The sequence below is a fragment of the Arthrobacter oryzae genome (genome assembly GCF_030812315.1).
Lineage (GTDB): Bacteria > Actinomycetota > Actinomycetes > Actinomycetales > Micrococcaceae > Arthrobacter > Arthrobacter oryzae_B.
In genome coordinates this window covers 436,610-454,651 of sequence record NZ_JAUSSM010000001.1, presented here as the reverse complement: position 1 = coordinate 454,651, position 18,042 = coordinate 436,610, and the positions used below count along the sequence as shown (strand labels likewise).

Sequence of the window (18,042 nt, the reverse complement as noted above, 5' to 3'; positions counted from 1 at the left end):
ACCGGCTGCGTTTGTCATAGTGACATCGCTGGTCGTCGTCCTTCGCCTGAACGGCGTGCTCGACGGCATCCTTGGCCTGTGTTTTGGCGCCGCGCTGGTGCTCCTCTTTCCAACTGCGCGGCGCCTCTCTTTGAGACTGCTCTTGACTGGCCTTCTGGTGATGGGATTCGCGCCCCTGACTTGGTGGGTCCCGGATCGGATCCTCGGGACCGACCACGGCACGCTGCTTATGGCCCTGTCCGCCGGAATTCTTTCATGGTGGGTTCTTTCGACCAGGCCTGCAGGGCCAAGGCTCCGGCGCCTGATGCCGAAGGCGGAGTGGATCGACGCTGTTCCGTTCCTGGCCGGAGGGCTCGCCGCCAGCTCCCTCGGGACCATGCTGACGGTGAGGTCGTCCCTGGATGCCTTGTCGTTGATGACCAGCAAATGGGATTACCAGTCGCACTTCAACATCTACTTCATGATCCGCAATCACGGAGGGGTCATTCCGACCATTCCCCTCCCCTCGTCCGGCGGCACCTGGGGATTCTCCGAGTATCCCCAGGGGTTCCATGCCCTGCTGGCAACGCTCGCGGACCTGATTCGGCCGGATAACATCACGTTGGACGCCGAGTTGGTCTCGTACGTCAACCTCCAGGCGGTTGTCTGTGTCCTGACTGTTGTGCTGGTCGTGGCAGGGCTCTGTGCCCTGCCTGCGGTCCGTCGGCGTCCGGCGGCGACGGCTCCGGCCATTGCCGTAGCCGCAAGCGCCTGGATCTTCGGTCCGGGCTCGCTACCCGTGTACGACGGCTTCGCCAACTTCTACCTTGCATGTGGCCTGGCTACTGCCACGGTGCTGGCGATTCTGAACTTTAACCGCCGGATCCCGCTCTGGGGACTGGCTGCCATCGGCGCGGGACTCGTCGGCATCGCCAATAACTGGGTCCTTCTGATCAGCCTCGTTGCGGTGGTTTGCATCGGCAGGTTCTGGCATATTCTTCGGCGACCGGGGAACTATACCCGGTCCTGGTGGAGGCCGGCGTTCGTCGTGGCGGCAATTACAGCCGCCGGCGTGCTGCTGCCGGTAATCCAGATCTCCCCGCTGGTCCAACAGAGCGAGCAAATACTCGGTCTGACCGGAGGCATTGAACTTCCCGACTTCGGGATGGCCCTCGCTGTCGTCGCTCTGGTCGTTGCCCTCGGCTTCGCCAATATCGCGGTGCCCGCGGCCGATCCCCGGTTCGGAGCGGAGCGGCGTGGCACTGCCTTGGCATCGTTCGGGCTCTTCGTTCCCATCGGCCTCTGTCTGTGGCTGGCCATCTCGCAAAGCGCCAGCAACGGCGCCGTCTCCTACTACTTCTACAAATACGTGATTGCCGTGCTGCTGTTCGCGTGGCCGGTCGCCGTGGCCGCGGTAGCTTCGATCCTGCCACCGCGTTCAGCAACCGGGTTCACCAAAAGTAGGCGCAAGGGCCTGACCGCGGCACTATGCGTCCTGACTTTGGCGGCGACCCAGTTCTTCGGTTTCTCGGCGACAGGCCTGGCTGGCGCCGGACTTCCGCCGACAGCCCGGGCAATCACTGAAATGGAAAAGCAGGCAGCACGGCTAAAAACCACGCCGGATTACGTTGCGCGGCTCCTGACCAGTGCACACCAGACGCAACCGGAAGACTCCATCTACGTCGTTGCCCAAGGCACGATGGACAGGGTACTCGCCGCCCGGTGGCACTGGAGCATGCGCGGAAACTCCACTTCAAAGACCACAGCATTGAGCCCGGCGATCGGTGAAATCTACAGGGACTACAGCCGCGCACCCGAAATCATTGCCCAACTCCTGGCTGAGGATCCGGCTGCCTCAGTGATCGTCGACCCCGAACTCTACGAACCGGTCCGACAGCGCCTGGCGGAAGAGGGACTTGAAGGACGGCTGTTACGGCTCGCCGGAACCTAGAGGCATCAGGGTTGCAGCGGCGCCCGGACCCTATGGGCGGTATGGGTCCGTGGCGACGCAGCAGGTGTTAGACGCTCTTCTTCGCCCGCCGCATAACCGGCCGTTCGATGAACAGCCAGCTGGCGGCCGCCAACGGAACAGTGCAGAGTGTCGCGGCGATGGTGAACCACCAGACGCCCCAGTGGTAGGCCCCGAAGACGGCCAGCAGCTGCTGCACGGGAAACGCGTAAATGTAGGCCCCGTAGGAGATGTCATTCTTTGCGACGATGGCGGGCTGAGGCAGCCACGTGGAAATCCACAACAGCCCGTAGGCAATGAACGGCGCCGCGAGCTGGCCGCCGAACCCGGGAACCCACAGGACCATCGCGGCTGCTATGGCGAGAGACACTGGCCCGGCCACCTTATGGATACCGAGGCGTGAGCTCAGCACCTGAACCACAGCGCCGCCGAGGAAGTACGGGATCAGGCGGGCCGCCAGCTCAAAGTCCAGGTTGGACTGCATGTACGGCTTGAGCAGCCCAATATTCGCCCACAGGACAACGCTCAGTCCAAAGGCGACAACAATGGGCCACGGGGTCTTCTTGACGATGGGCAGGAAACCAAGGAAAGCCACCAGCAGGTAGCACATGAACTCGAAGTACAGCGTCCACAGGGAGCCGTTCCAGGCCCCCGGGTACGGGACCCCTGCGGGCGTGCCCGCAATGTCGTAGCTGACAATCCTGAGCGACAGGTTGGCGAAGACCGAGTTCAACGGCGTCGTGGGCGTGGACATGAAGCCCAGAAGGTTGCCGCGCTGAACCAAATAGGCGATCGGAGCAAACACAAAGGCCATCACAACGAGGCACACGATAAAAGCGGGGAAGATCCTGGCCACTCTGTGCACCAGATAGGGGCCGATCCGGTTACTGAACCTGCTGGCTGTGATCAGATAGCCGCTGATGCCAAAGAACCCTGCGACGGCCCACCCTCCCAGGTTCTCGCCCCGGAAGGTCGGCCCGTTGCCGGCGCCGACGACGTGCCAGCTGTGCGCGAACAGCACCGCCAACGCGAGAACCAGGCGGATGAGGTTGAGGCTGTTTCCCCTGGGGTCGAGTGCCCGCCCCAGTTGGGGCGCCGGAACGGCCTTGGGTTTCAGAGTGAGAGTGCTCAAACCATTGCTTCCTTTGGGTTTCGGCAGACGGTCCATTCTACAGCGTTTGGTGTCTCGGCCTTCGGTACGGGAGGATGGGGAGCATGCGTGGAATTATTTTGGCCGGCGGAACTGGGTCCCGGCTGCACCCGATTACTCTTGGCATCAGCAAGCAGCTCGTCCCTGTTTACGACAAGCCGATGATCTACTATCCGCTTTCCACGCTCATTCTCGCTGGCATTCGCGACATTCTCATCATCACCACTCCCCACGACGCAGATCAGTTCAAACGGCTGCTTGGCGACGGGTCCCAGTTCGGTATCAACCTTACGTACGTGGAGCAGCCCTCTCCTGACGGTCTTGCGCAGGCGTTTATCCTCGGCGCGGATCACATCGGCGACGAAACCGTGGCGTTGGTCCTGGGCGATAACATCTTCTACGGCCAGGGCATGGGCACCCAGCTCCGCCGCCACGCCGATATCAAGGGTGGCGCGGTCTTCGGCTACTGGGTCAATGATCCCAAGGCCTACGGCGTGGTTGAGTTCGACGACGACGGCAAGGCTCTCTCGCTCGAGGAGAAACCGGAAAAGCCGCGCAGCCACTATGCCGTGCCCGGACTGTACTTCTACGACAACGACGTCATCGACATTGCCCGGAACCTCAAGCCCTCCCCGCGCGGCGAGCTCGAAATCACCGACGTGAACCGCGCCTACCTGGAGCGCGGAGATCTTCAGGTGGAAATCCTCCCCCGTGGTACAGCATGGCTGGACACAGGAACGTTCAACGACCTCAGCGACGCCTCGAACTTCATCCGCACGGTTGAAAACCGCCAGGGGCTGAAGATCGGCGCCCCCGAAGAAATCGCCTGGCGCCAGGGGTTCCTGACCGACAACGAGCTCCGCGAACGCGCAGAACCTCTGGTCAAGAGCGGCTACGGTAGCTACCTTCTGGGCCTCCTGGAGGGCTAGGACGTCTCCGGCCAGCTGGCGGGACTACCGCCGTCGTATTTTCGAGTGGAGTCTCAATGAGTTGGTTTTCTACCGTGCCCGTCGTTCTGGCGTGCCTGGTTCTGCTGTTTGCACCGGGTACTCTCGTCCTCGCGGCGCTCGGTCTGCAGCGTTGGTCCTACGTAGCTGTCGCCCCGGTCCTGACCGTCAGCCTCGTCGCAGTCACAGCAATCGCCGCTCCTTATCTGGGAATCGGCTGGTCGCCCCTTCCAGTTCTGGTAGCCACCATGCTCGCCTCCGTCCTGCTGTTCGGCGTGCGCCTGGTCCGGCAGCGCCGTTCGGGCTCTGACGCGGCGCCCCGGGCACGTTGGGCCCTGCGTCGGCCCGCGAAGGCCGACGTCGTGGCTGCCGTAGGCTTCCTCGCGGGGTCGGCTGCCATCGCGTGGCAGCTCCACCGGGCCTTCGGCAGGCCGGAAAACATCTCGCAGACGTTCGACAACGTATTTCACCTCAATGCCATCCGGTACATCCTGGATTCGGGGAACGCGTCGTCCCTGACGCTTTCCGGCATGACAAGCGGTGACAGCCCGCCGTATTTCTACCCTGCCGCCTGGCACGGAATGACCTCCCTCCTGGTGCAAGTGACCGGCGCCCAGATCAGCGTAGCCGTCAACGTCCTGAACCTCTGCGTTGCGGCCGCTGTCTGGACCGCCGGCTGCATGTTCCTGGCCCGGACCGTCATCGGGCCAAACGCCTATGCCGTGGCCGCCGCTGGTGTCCTGGCTGCCGGCTTCGGCTCCTTCCCGCTGCTCCTGCTGGACTTTGGCGTGCTGTACCCGAACTTTCTTTCCGTCAGCCTGATCCCGGCCTCACTGGCCTGCGTCAGCATGTTTTTTGGCGTCAGCGACGCACCGGGATCAATGGGCATGGCCCGCTACATCCTGGCCCCTGTAGCCGCCATTGGGGTGGCTATAGCCCATCCGAACGGGCTCATGTCGCTCCTCGCCCTCTCGATCCCCATCCTTGTCGTCTCCTTCATCGGGTTCTCGTTGGCACGGTACAGGGGCGGCCACGGCCACACCGGCTCACTCCTGATGGGTGCTGGTTTGCTCGGCATCCTCGGCGTAGTGGCGGTGATGTGGAAGTACATTCGCCCGCCGGCTGCGGCGGCAACGTGGCTGCCTTTCCAGACGCCAGGCCAGGCCGTTGGTGAGATCCTCACCAACTCCGCAATGCAGCGTCCGCCCGCCTGGGCCGTCAGCATCCTGCTGGTCGCCGGAGTCGTGGTCCTGTGTCGCCGTCACAAGCGGATCTGGCTCCTGGGTTCGTTTGCCGTCATCGCCGCCCTCTTCATTGTGGTCTCTGCAGGCCCCACCGGCTGGCTGCGCAATACGCTGACCGGCGTCTGGTACAACGACAGTTACCGCCTTGCGGCCCTGTTGCCTGTCGCCGCCGTCCCGTTGGCCGCCGCTGGTGCAGGCTGGCTTGTCGGAAAGCTTCAGCACATCTGGGTCACGCAGCGTGACTCGCTGAGGTTCCTCCCGGGAGGACTGCGGAAATCCCGCGTCATGGTTACCGCTGTTGTGCCGCTGGTGATCCTCGCAGCGGTCCTGGTGGCCCAAACAATCCCACTCTCCGCTTCCATTCAGTCCGCAAAGGTCAACTATTCGACCACCCCGGAATCCGCGCTGGTCAGTTCCGACGAGATGGCCCTGATCGAGGAGCTGGATAGTTTTGTTCCGGCCGATGCCACGATCGCCGTAAACCCGTGGACCGGAGGGGCAATGGCCTTCGCTATTGCCGACCGCAACACGACGTCCAAACACACGCTGACCACGTACACGAAGGCCACGGAGCTGCTGAACGACAAGCTCCGGGAGGCCAGCACTGATCCCGCTGTGTGCCCCGCAGCACGGGCCGACAACGTCCGGTATGTGCTCGACTTTGGAACGCGGGAAGTGCACGGCGGAAACCACGGCTTCCAGGGTCTTCAGATTCCGGACGAAACGCCGGGCTTTGAACTGCTTGCCCGACATGGTGAGGCCAAGCTTTTTGAACTGACCGCCTGCAGCTGACTCGACACCTGACGCCACACCGTTGGCGGTGACCGCTCCATCCCTCGGCTGCCACCTGGAGGGCGTCGCTGCAGCATGTTTCCCAGCTACAGGCGAAGCATCCTGGCGAGGGGCGCAGCGAGTGTCCGGGCAAAGCTGTTGGTCATGTGGTTGTCCCGGTAGACCAGCACGTTGCCAACCACTGACGGGCAGGCGCCCTCGGCGCAGAAGTAGGGGTAGGGGTCGACAACCTCAACTCCGGGAACCCTTGCGGCAGCTGCGGCCAGCGGATCCTCCGGACGGTCCTCGGCGCGCTGGCGCCCCCGGCATGTGTCGGAGGTCGGACCGTGCGACTGGACGCAGTCCGGAACCGCAAAGTCAGGATAGGGAGTATCCATCACGACGGCGACCCTGATACCGGCGTCCCGGAGCGGCTTCAGCATGGCAACATACCCGGACACGAGCGCCTCCGGATCCTTCCATCCCCACTGCAGGGCCCTCCGGTAACCTGACGGCGTCATTCCGGACACCACCACCAGGTCGGGCTTGCGGTGGAGGATCCGCTCGAGCGACACACGGTTCTGGTTTGGGCAGTTGTGAAAGACCGTATCCGCGGATTCGGGCGGAGCAGCCGAAAAAGGACAGCCGTTCCGGACCATCGCCTGAACGTTCCAGCCGGACTGCTCCCCCACCAGCACCAGCGGGTCCACCAGCTGGGCCGCATGCGAGTCGCCCACGACGACCATCGTCTTCCCGGCATCCGGGCTGCCGTAGCGGCACGTCTCCTCCCCCATGGTCGACGGATCGAACGCTCCGCATTCGTTGCCGCCCGTGAGCGGAACGTCCTTCATCGCAACAGCAGGGTCGGGCCGCACTGCGAGCCCGGAGGGAACTGGCGCCGGCCGTTCCCTGTCGAGCGCCATCGCGCCCGGATACTGGCGGAGATTGAGTGCACTGTCCAGCTGCTGCGATTTCGCTTCGACGATTCCCCAGGGTGCGACAGCGGCAAGTACGGTCGCGGCCACCAGGCCGGACGCCAGGACAAACGCTCCCCGGTGCAGGCGCTGGCCGCGGCGGCCCTCTGCGGCACGTCGGCGGGGGTGCCGGAACCGTTGTTCGACGAGATGGTAGGACGCAACGGCGGCGGCCAGGCTGACGAGGGCTATTACGGACCCGTGAAGTAACCCCGGTGGCCTGCCCAGGCGGAAAACGTAGAAGACGACCACTGGCCAGTGCCAGAGGTACAGGGAATACGAGATGTCCCCCACGTACTTGGCCGGCCCGACGCCGAGCAACGCGGACGCGCCGAAGCGCCCGGCGTCGTCTGTCTTCTTCGGTGCGGTTCCAGCCGCCAGCACCAGGACAGTTGCCGCGACGGGCAGGACCGCCACATAGCCCGGAAAATCCATGGAGGTGGAGAAGGTAAATGCGCACCAGAAGACCGTCGCCAGCCCGGCCCATCCCAGAAGCCGCCCCATCCGCTCCCCCAGTTGCATCCGGAGGGCGGTCAGGGCCAGGATGCCGCCCAGGCCGAGTTCCCAGATGCGGGTCGTTGTGGCGAAGTACGCGACGTCATGATCGGACGCCGTGAAGGCAACGCTGTGGACAAATGACGCCGTTGACAGCGCAATGATGAGGTAGAGGCACACCGTTTTACGGGCCAGTCCGGACCTTCGCGCCCAGGCCGCCGCGGCCATCAGGCACAGCGGCACCATCAGGTAAAACTGTTCCTCCACGGCCAGCGACCAGTAATGCTGGACCGGCGACACGAGGGCAGTGGCTCCTTCATAGCTGCCGGAGCCGAAGGCCTGGTTCCAGTTCTGGACCTGCAGTGCCGCCATGACCACGTCAAAAGAGATTGATTGCCAGCGGCCCTGCGGGAGCAGGAACACCATCGCTGCCAGTGTCGCCAGCAGTACCAGGGTGGCCGCCGGGAGCAGCCGTCTGATCCGCTTCGCATAGAAGGACCCCACGGCGATCCGCCCAGTGGTTTCGACTTCCCGGACAAGCGATCCCACGATCAGGAACCCCGAGATGACGAAGAAGACGTCAACGCCGACAAAGCCGCCAGGCAGAACCTGCGGCCAGATGTGATAGATGATGACCAGGCCCACGGCCACGGTCCGGAGGCCTTGGATGTCGCGCCGCGGCGCTGGCCTTTTCGACGTCGGCGATGGGGCCTCCGGCCGATCCGGGACGGGAGCGACGGTGGCTGCGGGCACAGGCAAAGACGACACAACTATCCCTTCGGTTGAGAGCGACAGTTGTCCGCTCCGTTGCTGGACGAACCCTCCCGAAGGAGCGATGCCGCTAGGACCGCAGCAGCGCCACGGCGTCGTGAATCGAACCGTCGAACTTTACGTTGCCATGCTCCAGCAAAATGCCGCGGGCACAGATGCGGGAGACCAGGTCGAGATCATGGCTGACCACGACGAGAGTCTTACCGTTCCGCGCCAGTTCCTGAATCTTCTCGATGCATTTCCGCTGGAAAGGCTCGTCACCTACAGCGAGGATCTCGTCGATGAGGAACACTTCCGGATCCGTGTGGACGGCGACGGAGAACGCCAGCCTCAGGTACATACCAGAGGAGTAGAACTTGACCTCGGTGTCGATGAACTGGCCGATCTCGGAAAACTCGACGATGTCGTCGAAGCGTTCGTTGACCTGCTGCTCGGTCATGCCCAGGATGGCACCGTTGAGGTAGACGTTGTCGCGCCCGGAAAGATCCGGGTGGAAGCCCGCCCCCACCTCAATCAGTCCCGCTACGCGGCCCCGCGTCCGTACCGTGCCGGAGTCCGGCAACATCACGCCTGAAATGTGCTTGAGAAGCGTGGATTTGCCGGAGCCGTTCAGTCCCAGAAGGGCGACCGTCTCGCCCGTCTTCACATCCACCGAGACGTTCTTCAAGGCGTGGAACTTCTCGGACAGGTCGCCCTTCCGTCCCTTGGCGAGCCAGACGACGGCTTCCTTGATGGACCGGGTATGCCGCAGCACAAACTGCTTGCTGATGTCAGAGACTTCGATTGCGTTGACCACTCACAGCTCCTGGGCGAAGCGGCCCTCGAGCCGCCGAAAGGTGAATTGGCCCAGGACCAGGACCAACAGGGCAATTGCCAGGCCCACGGGTGTCCAGAGGCTGAACAGATTCGGAGGTATGGCCGCGGACCCGTCCGTCGTTGGGAACCAGAAGGCATAGTGGAAGAGTTCGACGCCGATTGTCACCGGGTTGGCCTGGTAGACGGCGAAAGCCGTGGCTCCCAGCTTTTCCTGCACCATGGTCCAGGCGTACATCACCGGCGACGCCCAAGTGGCCACCATCAGCAGCATGTCCACCAGGTTTTCGGAGTCGCGGAAATAGACGTTTGCTGCGCCAAACAACAGTCCCAGGCCGGTTGCCAGCAGGCCGACAATCACAAAGCCTGCGACCGCGGCGAGGAGCTGCAACCCGTTCGGATGCCATCCTGCGACGAGGCAGCCAGCCACCAGCACTACTAGTTGCGGGAAGAAGTGGACACCTGAAACCCACACGGACGCCACGGGGAACAGTTCGCGGGGAAGATAAATCTTCTTGATCAGGTTTCCGTTGTTGACTATCGACCTCGCCGCATTACCCAACGCCTCGGAGAAGAAGTTGATCAGGACGATGCCCGAAAAAAGGTATACGGCGTAATTTGAAAGCCCCTCGGGGTTCCTCGGACTGCGCTCCAGTCCGAGGAAGACCCCCAAAGCCACATAGAAAACGATGAACTGCACGCCGGGCTTCACGTAGGACCACAGGAGGCCAAGAACGGAACCGCGGTAGCGGACCTTGAGTTCCTTGCGGACCAAGAGTTTCAGCAGGAAGCTCGACTGGCGGAGATCGCGCAGGCCGCCGCCCAAACCGGGCGTGGTTAGTTCTGCAGGACTGGTCCCACTCACTTGATCTCGTTCTGAGTGTGCTGCTCGAACGTCTTCCTCCAGGACTCAATCGACGTGAGGTCGTTCATTGCAGCCTTGTACTTCTTGCTCAGCGCAGGCCAGTCCTTCAGGAGTTCGGCGTGAAGGCGTGCGCTTTCAGCCAGCATCTTCCGAAGCTGTTTCGGATCGCGCCGGTACCAGGACGCACCCGTTCCCTCAGCGTTGGACACGACGGCACTGTCATACTGCGCCATCCGCCACCAGCGGTTGTCCTGGTGGGCGACAGTCGCCTGCGGCCGCTCGGCGCTGGAACCGCTTACCGGGCTGGCAAGCTGCCGGATGACGGTTTTTGCGGCCCACGGCAGGAGCGACACCTTGGACGGCTGCGCGATCCCGTGTCCCCGACGAGGGGGCTTGTCCATTTTTGGTGCAGGAAATTCATCCGGGTCAGGGCGGAACACTGAATCCGAATAGCCGGACATCATTTCGCGGATCTGCGGCAGCTTGGACGGGAGCAGTTCCCGCAGTGCCTCAGGGCCCTTCAGGATGTCTTCGAGCGCCCAGCCACGGCCGTGTGCTGTGGCATACTGCATCGAGACCAGGTGTTTCACGTCGATGTACTGGGACTCGCGGACCACGCGTCCGCCATGTTCATAGGGGCTGTGCAGCAGGGCCGCAATGACACGGTTGCGGGCGTGGAAGTAGGCCTGCCAGCCCACGAGGTCGTCCTTGTCGATCCAGGAGACATGCCACACGGCTGAACCCGGCAGGGAGACCGTCGGAAAGCCGTGGGCCTTCGCCCGGAGTCCGTATTCGGAATCGTCCCACTTGATGAACAGCGGAAGGGAGAGCCCGATTTCGCGAATCACCTTCGTCGGAATCATGCACATCCACCAGCCGTTGTAGTCCACGTCGCAGCGGCGGTGCAGCCAGGAGGTCTGGCGGAGGTTTGACGACATGAAGTCGTGTCCGAGGATCATTTCCTCGCTGGGCAGCGACGGCTGGAACCGGTAGGGGTTCACGGTTTCACCGAACGTGTGCAGGACGGTCCGGTTGTACAGGTCGAACATGTGTCCGCCGACAATGGTCGGCGTCTTGCAGCGGTCCGCGAACGTCAGCAAACGGATGATGCTTTCGGGCTCGACGACGACGTCGTCATCCATCAGCAGGACGTAATCGCTGCCGTTCTCCACAGCCTCGAACATCCCCCGGGCAAACCCGCCGGAGCCGCCGAGGTTGGATTGGTTGATAATCCGCAGTTTCCCCTGCAGGGAATCCCGGACCTCCTCGAAGCCTTCCGCGTCCGCAACCTTCTGGGATCCCTGATCCACGATCAGGATTTCCTTGACGTGATCCAGTGCCTCCCCGTTTTCAGCGAGGAGCCGCAGGTTGTTGAGGCAGAAGTCGGTCTTGTTCAGCGTCGTGATCTGGAGCGTCACCGAACCAGGCTGGCTGTCGGACGCCGGGCCCTGCCATTCCGCGTCCAGCATGACGAGCGGTTCGGAGCCGGCCACGAGGTCGAACCAGTACCAGCCGCCGTCGCCGAACGGTGCCAGGGACAGATCGAAGAAGTTCTCCGAAATCCCTTCAACCCTGCGGGTGTCCACGCGCTGGAGCGATCCGCGTGCATTGGACTTGTAAACGATGACGGACCCGACACCCTGGGTGCGGACATGAAGGCGGATTTTCTCCACCGTGGTCCACCGCCGCCAGTAGCTGGCAGGAAAGGCGTTGAAGTAGCTGCCGAAGGAGACCCGTTCCCCGGATCGCACTGATGTGGAGAAGCGGGACAGGAAGTCCTCGACGTGCGCTTCCTTCGTGGGACTGCTGAAGGCCTGGGGCTTGCTGGCCTTTCCGTCACGGTCGCCAACCGTGGGCAGCTGGATGCCGGTGGCGGTGCCCATGTCCATGTACAGCGGCACCGTGTCCATTTGGCTGGAACTGGGCAGGATAACGCGCTGGAGCGTGTCCCAGCGCTGTTCGCCCGCTTTGGGGCTTTCGGTGCCCTTCGGGCTTTGGGTTGAGACACTCATGCGTCTACACCTCCGCTTTCAAGCTTCGCTCCACCCTCAAAATGCGGCCGGATCTGGTTGTCAAACATGGTGAGGGCAGAGCCGATCGCCATGTGCATGTCGAGGTATTTATACGTACCCAGGCGTCCGCCGAAGAGGACATCCTGCTCCGCAGCCGCGAGGTCGCGATACTTGAGCAGGCGTTCGCGGTCGGCGGCGGTGTTGATCGGGTAGTACGGCTCATCACCCTTCACTGCGGCCCGCGAGAACTCCCGCATGATGACGGTCTTCTCCGTCTGGTACTCGCGTTCCGGGTGGAAGTGGCGCGGTTCGATGATGCGCGTGAAGGGGACGTCGTCGTCGTTGTAGTTGACGACTGACGTTCCCTGGAAGTCGCCGACGTCGAGGACTTCCTCTTCGAAGTCGATGGTCCGCCAGGACAAATCGCCTTCCGAGAAGTCGAAGTAGCGGTCCACCGGGCCGGTGTAGATCACCGGGATGTTGCCGACAACTTTGTTCTTGCTGTATTCGTGCGACTCATCAAAGAAGTCTGTGTTGAGCCGGACCTCAATGTTCGGGTGCTCCGCCATCTTTTCGATCCACGCGGTGTAGCCGTTGGTCGGCAAACCCTCGTACTTGTCGTTGAAGTAGCGGTTGTCGTAGTTGTAGCGCACCGGGAGCCGGGAAATGATGCTCGCCGGCAGGTCCTTGGGATCCGTCTGCCACTGCTTGCCGGTGTAGTGCTTGATGAAGGCCTCATAGAGGGGGCGTCCGATGAGCTGGATGCCCTTGTCGTTGAGGTTCTGGGGATCCGTGCCCGCCAGCTCGCCGGCCTGCTCCTTGATGAGGTCCTGAGCCTCCCCCGGGGTCAGGTTCGCGCGGAAGAACTGGTTGATCGTTGCGAGGTTAATCGGCAGGGAGTACACCTCGCCCTTGTGGACGCCGTAGACCTTGTGAACGTAATTCGTGAACGTCGTGAACCGGTTGACGTACTCCCAGACGCGTTCGTTGGACGTGTGGAACAGGTGTGCCCCGTAGCGGTGCACCTCGATGCCGGTTTGCTCTTCCTTTTCGCTGTAGGCATTGCCGCCGATATGGTGGCGGCGGTCGAGGACAACGACCTTCAAGCCCAGCTCAGTGGCGGCCTGTTCTGCGATTGTCAGGCCGAAAAAGCCCGACCCTACGATGACGAGGTCAGCGGTCACAAAATCTCCTGATTCGAATGCGGGCAGCCCAATGTTGTGCATTGGCTGCTGCTCTAGCCTACCCGAGACTATGCCGGCACTCGTGAATCCAGGGTACGGACCGGGCTTATCCACATAGTCCGTTGAGGACGGTGCCCACGGGTTGGACCCGCCGGTAGCTTAGGCAGAAACCGACTCCTTCCCAAGGGAAAGTTCCCGATGACGCTCCACTGCACGCTGGTTCGCGGACCCCATGCCGGCAGCCCTGGCCCGCAGCTCGAACTCACTATTGAGGCCGGGCATGGAGCAGCTGGCCTCCTGGTGCAGCAAGCCATCGCGGAGCAATACGGTGCAGGGGAACTGACCGTACAGGGGGTGCCCTTGTCCGGTCTGGCCGTCGGCGTTCCTCCGTTTGTTACCGGGGCGGTCATCGTGGACGGTGAGGGAGATCGTCCGTCGGAACCCGGCGACGGCACGGACGCCGGCCTGCTGATCGCCGTACACAGCGGACCCGCCGCCGGGACTGTACTGCCCCTGCGGCGCGGCAGGTATCGGATCGGCCGGAGCGGAACTGAAATCGCCCTGCCGGATGCTGCCCTCTCCCGCGAGCATGCCCGGCTCGACGTGACGGACACTGCGATCACCATCACGGACCTTGGCAGCGCCAACGGAACCCTCGTGGACGGGAAGAAGGTAGGCCGCTCCGCCGTTTCGACAAATTCGCTGATCAGTTGTGGCAATTCAACGCTGTCCATCGTCTTTGGCCCTCCCCCCGCAGGACAGATCACCGAGTGGGAAGCTTCCGGATCCAGCGTCAAGGAGCCCTTGAAGGTCCCGCACAAGGCCGACGGCGGCAACCGGGGCGTTCTGCTTCTCACCGCGGCGCTGCCGCTGCTCATCGGCGTGGGCCTCGCCGTGATCACCGGAATGTGGATGTTCCTGGCCTTCACGGCGGTTTCTGCCGTTTCCGTGCTCGTTCCCTTGGTGGCTGGCCGCCGCCAGCGCCGCCGGCTCAAGGCATCGGTGGCCGCCGCCGTTGAAGAAGACAAGGAACGACGACGCCGGTCCGCACCATCCGCCGCCGCGCTCGTCCTCAGGGGATATCCGGAACACGCTGTCCGGCCAGGAGAAACTGCCGCGCCGGACCATCCTGGGCTGCGCCTCGGGCTGGCGGATCAGCAGGCAAACATCAGCCTGGACCCCGCCGACCCTGACTTCGAGCCACCCGCGGCCGGCCGCCTGCCGTTCATCCTGCATCTTTCAGACCTGACATTTGTCCGCGGGCCCAGGCAGGACGTCGCCGGCCTTATCCGGTTCATGGTCATGCAGCTCACAAGCGACGGGAATGCGGCACGGACGCGGATCCTGCTGCACGGCCGGCCCGGGTTCCTGCCGTTGGCGGCCCGCTATCTCACCCCGGTGTCGCTGTCGTCGAATGCGACAACGACGGCCGAGCTACTGGACCGCGGCATCGACCGGAGCCGGGACCGGGGCGTGCTGATGCTGATTGATGGCGTCGACGATGAGGCGGGATTTTCCGGTCTGGCTGGCACCGCAATCCGCCGGGGCTGGCACGTTCTTGACTGCACCCGGGATGGCTCCGCGGAGGCGGGCGCAGTCATCGAACTCGGCAGAAACGCCGCCCGGCTCTGCGCCGCGGACTCCGCGAAAGACTTCCTCCCTGACCTTGTTCCGGAGCGCGTGTTCGACCGGTACTGCCGGGACATGGCACCGGCGCTTGAACGCCGCCCGGCTACCCAACCGGCAGTGCCGCTGAATTGTTCACTGGCCGATGTCCTGCCGGCGTCGGCAGCGGACACGTCGGTCCGCTGGCTTATGGGACGCCGGGCGCCCGGCCTGGCAGTACCCATCGGAATGGCAGAACAAGGACCCCGCATGCTCGACCTTGAATCGGACGGTCCGCATCTGCTGGTGGCGGGAACCACCGGTTCCGGAAAATCCGAACTCCTCCGGAGCCTGGCGGCCGGGCTGGCGCTTAGCTACCCGCCGGACCGGATCAACATGCTCTTTCTTGATTTCAAGGGCGGATCGGGCCTGGGACCGCTGACGGGCCTGCCTCATTGCGTGGGGATGCTCACAGACCTCACGCGGGATGAACTGGACCGCTCGCTGATTTCCCTGCGCGCCGAAATCCGGCGCAGGGAGGAATTGCTGTCCGCCGTTCAGGCTCCGGACCTGGCTGGCTACAGGGCGGCGGGTGCCGCGGGCGGTCCGCTCCCCCATCTGGTCCTCGTTATCGACGAATTCCGCATGCTCGTCGAAGACGCCCCCGAAGCACTGGCGGAACTGATGCGGATCGCGGCCATCGGACGGTCGCTGGGCATACACCTGATCATGGCCACGCAGCGACCCCAGGGCGCCCTCACCGCGGACATCCGCGCGAACGTCACCACCAGCATTGCGCTGCGGGTCCAGTCTGAGATGGAATCGGTCGACATCATCAATTCCAGGGTCGCCGCCGGCATTGCGGTGGCCAATCCCGGGCGCGCGTACCTCGCCCGCGGGACGGAAGACCCGGTCGAGTTCCAGACGGCGTCGCTGACCGGTGCTCCAGCTGGGCTCACCGCGTCCGGTGTCAGGGTCCGCCTGACCGCCGAGGCGCTGGGGGACGCCGCAAGGGAACCTCAGGGGCAACCGGACCCCGGGCTGCAGCCGTCTCCGGCGCAGGCTGCAGCCCCCATTATTGAATCGATCGTGGAACTTTGGAACGGCATGGGAGGCACGGCTCCGCACCGCCCCGTGGCCGCACCGTTGCCCCGGACGGTTTACCGCCCCGGGACCCGGGCCCCGGCCGATGGCGGGACAGCGATTCACCCTGAAGCCGAACCGTTGGTGGTGAATGCGGGCGACCCCTCTCCCGGTCTCTGGTCCGTCCAGCTCGGCTTAGTGGATGAGCCCGACCGGCAACGGATCTCCCGGTTAACGTGGCAGCCCTCAGGTCATGGCCATCTGGCACTGGTTGGCGGGACAGGCAGCGGGTCAGACGACGCAGTGGCCCTGGTCCTGCAGCAACTGATCGAACACGTCGAGGAATCGCACCTTTATATCCTGGATGCCTGCAATTCGTTCCACGCCGCACGCCCGGAGCCCCGTGTGGGCGCAGTGGCAGGCCCGCATGAACTGCGTCGGGCCGTTCGCATCCTGGAACGTATTGTCGTCGAACTATCCCTGCGGCTCAGCCGTCCTGCAGAAGCGCGGGCCCCGCAGCTCGTCCTGGTTCTTACCGGCTGGGGCTCGTGGGTCTCTGCGTTCCGGGCCGGCCCCCTGGCCTGGGCGGAAGACCTGATCCAGGACATCGTCCGCGACGGCGCAAGGGCAGGCGTCACGGTGCTCATTTCCGGGGATCGGGAAGTTGTGACGGCGCGGTACTTCGCGGCCGTCCCCAATCGGGCTTTCTTCCCCAAGGGGTCTACCGAAGAGAGCCGACTGGCGTGGCCACGGATCCCGGTCGTTGCCCGGATCCGCGGACGGGCGCTGGTATTCGGCCCGCTCACGGGGAGCCCGGGGTCGGTGGCCCAGTTCTATGCAGAAGCCGCGGCGGCAACGCCCCGGACAGAATCGCCGAAGGAACCGGCGATCCGGCCTTTCAGGATCGAGGCGCTGCCCCCGCGCCTGAGTGTGTCCGACGTCCAGGCACGCACGGCAGCGTCACCCGTGGATGCAGGTGCTGGCACCGGATGCGGAACAAAACACCGCAAGATCGTCATCGGCATCGGCGGCGACGAACTCGTTCCTGCAACTGTCCGGTTTCCGCCGGGAAGTGTCCTGCCGGTTCTGGGCGGTCCATCATCCGGCAAAAGCTCACTACTTGCAGCCCTTCCCCAGCTGAACCCGCACGTGACCGAGTGGCTCTCCCCCGGTATCGATGCGGCCGCCGACAGTTACTGGGCACGCATCCTGTTGAGCGCTGAAACCGGCACACTCAGCAGGGACGCGGTCCTTCTCGTGGACGATGCCGACATGCTGACACCGGAGGCCACCCGGCATCTTGTGGAACTGCATGGTCTGGGGTGGACGGTACTGCTCACCGCCGGGTTTAGCCCGACACTCGTTCAGCGGGTGCCGCTGGCGGCACACGCACGCGGGCACGGCACAGGAATCCTGATCGCGCCGCGGAACATCATGGACGGCGATTTCTTCGGCGTTCGTTTTGAAGTGGATCCCAGCCCGCCGCCCGGAAGAGCGGTCGTCATTTCCGGGGGCCGGGCCGTGCCGGTGCAACTGGCAGCTGGTTCCGACGCCGGCGTCACAGGGCGGGGGGTGCCCCACCAGCACGCGAAGCAAAGCTGATCACGCTCTTGTTGAACAGCAGGACCAACGCGACCGCGGCCGGAACCAGCATGGCAAGGCCAGCCACAATATAACCGCCGGTAAGCGTCGGAAATCCGATCGTCATCACAAACAACTGGGCAACCAGCGCCCCAGCCCGGGGCCAGCGGAATCCGCGGAAGAGAAAATGGGCAACGGCAAAAAGCCAGGCCGAAAAAGAAAGTAGGAGCGCCAGTGTAAACACAGCGCCCCAAAACGAAAGCACTGGCGCCCCGGTGGTCAGTTGAATGGCGTACCAGCCCGCTGCCACCAGAAGGGCCGTTGCTTCAGCCGCGACGATCAGGCTCAGCGCACTCACCGCGCGCGGCCGGGCGGCCGGAACACGCCGGGAAACGGAGCCGGGGGAAGCATCCGAACCATCTGCGGAACCTGTCCCGCTGGGCTCAGGAGTGAGGTCGGAGGGGTTCTCTGGGGGTCTTGACACACTGGCACCCTACCGGACATAGTCGACTAGCGGGGAGGGCGCTGGCGACCTATGTGACGTATCGCTCACGCTTAAGAGGCACTTCTTAGACGATTACCCCTTGTTTACACAGCGT

11 protein-coding genes are annotated in these 18,042 nt (G+C 63.7%); 4 read left to right on the top strand and 7 right to left on the bottom strand.

The features are described from left to right. The first annotated feature begins 19 nt into the window (after window positions 1–19). Window positions 20–1,930 carry a DUF6541 family protein gene (locus J2S97_RS02100; protein ID WP_307046099.1) on the top strand — a complete coding sequence of 637 codons (1,911 nt, stop codon included), beginning with the start codon at window positions 20–22 and terminating at the stop codon, window positions 1,928–1,930. 67 nt (window positions 1,931–1,997) lie between these two features. Here the strand turns inward: J2S97_RS02100 and J2S97_RS02095 are convergent, their stop codons facing one another. Further along, entirely contained in the window at window positions 1,998–3,080 is a 1,083-nt protein-coding gene (locus J2S97_RS02095) for an acyltransferase family protein (protein ID WP_307046097.1), read from the bottom strand. Window positions 3,081–3,163: 83 nt separating this feature from the next. On the opposite strand from J2S97_RS02095, the gene rfbA reads away from it, so the two are divergent. Together rfbA and J2S97_RS02085 are read left to right on the top strand one after the other, a co-directional pair. Then, window positions 3,164–4,027 carry a glucose-1-phosphate thymidylyltransferase RfbA gene (rfbA, locus tag J2S97_RS02090; protein ID WP_307046095.1) on the top strand — a complete coding sequence of 288 codons (864 nt, stop codon included), beginning with the start codon at window positions 3,164–3,166 and terminating at the stop codon, window positions 4,025–4,027. Window positions 4,028–4,083: 56 nt separating this feature from the next. Then, window positions 4,084–6,081, top strand: a complete 1,998-nt coding sequence (locus tag J2S97_RS02085; protein ID WP_307046093.1) for a DUF6541 family protein — start codon at window positions 4,084–4,086, stop codon at window positions 6,079–6,081. 86 nt (window positions 6,082–6,167) lie between these two features. Here J2S97_RS02085 and J2S97_RS02080 read toward each other — a convergent pair whose 3' ends face one another. The 5 genes from J2S97_RS02080 to glf all read right to left on the bottom strand — a co-directional run bounded on the left by J2S97_RS02080 (window position 6,168) and on the right by glf (window position 13,174). After that, window positions 6,168–8,297, bottom strand: coding sequence for an acyltransferase family protein (locus J2S97_RS02080; protein WP_307046091.1), 2,130 nt, complete (start codon window positions 8,295–8,297; stop codon window positions 6,168–6,170). A 73-nt stretch (window positions 8,298–8,370) separates the two neighbouring features. Beyond that, complete coding sequence (locus J2S97_RS02075; protein ID WP_307046089.1) at window positions 8,371–9,096, bottom strand: ABC transporter ATP-binding protein; 726 nt, start codon at window positions 9,094–9,096, stop codon at window positions 8,371–8,373. Then, a complete protein-coding gene (locus J2S97_RS02070; protein ID WP_307046087.1) occupies window positions 9,097–9,978 on the bottom strand; it encodes an ABC transporter permease in 882 nt (293 codons plus the stop codon). It abuts the gene before it with no gap. After that, on the bottom strand, window positions 9,975–11,990 hold the full coding sequence (locus J2S97_RS02065) for a glycosyltransferase (RefSeq protein WP_307046085.1): 2,016 nt from the start codon (window positions 11,988–11,990) through the stop codon (window positions 9,975–9,977). Before J2S97_RS02065 ends, J2S97_RS02070 begins: the two co-directional genes overlap by 4 nt. Beyond that, a complete protein-coding gene (gene glf / locus J2S97_RS02060) occupies window positions 11,987–13,174 on the bottom strand; it encodes a UDP-galactopyranose mutase (protein WP_307046083.1) in 1,188 nt (395 codons plus the stop codon). The genes J2S97_RS02065 and glf overlap by 4 nt, the downstream gene beginning before the upstream one ends. A 198-nt stretch (window positions 13,175–13,372) precedes the next feature. Here glf and J2S97_RS02055 point away from each other — a divergent pair, with 198 nt between their 5' ends. After that, a complete protein-coding gene (locus J2S97_RS02055) occupies window positions 13,373–17,464 on the top strand; it encodes an FtsK/SpoIIIE domain-containing protein (protein ID WP_307046081.1) in 4,092 nt (1,363 codons plus the stop codon). Here the strand turns inward: J2S97_RS02055 and J2S97_RS02050 are convergent. Next, window positions 17,421–17,792 (bottom strand): hypothetical protein, encoded by a 372-nt coding sequence (locus J2S97_RS02050; protein WP_373460484.1) that lies wholly within the window; start codon window positions 17,790–17,792, stop codon window positions 17,421–17,423. The two genes, J2S97_RS02055 and J2S97_RS02050, sit on opposite strands and share 44 nt — an antisense overlap. Window positions 17,793–18,042: the final 250 nt, after the last annotated feature.

Bases quoted from the DNA above. Each gene is read 5' to 3' on its own strand.
- J2S97_RS02085 (WP_307046093.1), top strand. From the start codon at position 4,084: ATGAGTTGGTTTTCTACCGTGCCCGTCGTTCTGGCGTGCCTGGTTCTG.
- rfbA (WP_307046095.1), top strand. From the start codon at position 3,164: ATGCGTGGAATTATTTTGGCCGGCGGAACTGGGTCCCGGCTGCACCCG.
- J2S97_RS02065 (WP_307046085.1), bottom strand. From the start codon at position 11,990: ATGAGTGTCTCAACCCAAAGCCCGAAGGGCACCGAAAGCCCCAAAGCG.
- J2S97_RS02055 (WP_307046081.1), top strand. From the start codon at position 13,373: ATGACGCTCCACTGCACGCTGGTTCGCGGACCCCATGCCGGCAGCCCT.